The organism is Chromohalobacter sp. HP20-39 (assembly GCF_033052815.1).
Taxonomy (GTDB): Bacteria; Pseudomonadota; Gammaproteobacteria; order Pseudomonadales; family Halomonadaceae; genus Chromohalobacter.
On the sequence record NZ_JAWHTP010000928.1, the window covers coordinates 1 to 253 of the forward strand.

The 253-nt window shown below is 65.2% G+C and carries 1 pseudogene; it reads left to right on the forward strand.

The annotated features are described in order from the left end of the window. A pseudogene (locus RVY79_RS20680) lies at positions 1-253 on the forward strand (FAD-containing monooxygenase EthA); the annotation flags it as partial.

Genomic DNA, 253 nt, shown 5'->3' on the forward strand with positions numbered 1-253 from the left:
CCAAGACCGCCGCGCATGTCACCCTGCTGCAGCGCTCGCCGACCTATGTGGTTGCGCGGCCCGCGGAAGACGCGCTCGCCAACAAGCTGCGCGAGAAGCTGCCCTTGAGGCTCGCCTATCACATGATCCGATGGCGCAATGTGCTCTGGGGCATGTATTTCTTCCAGCTCTGCCGCCGCAAGCCGGAGCGCGCCAAGCAGATGATCCTAGGGGGCGTGCGCCATGCGCTCGGCTCGGATTACGACATCGGCAC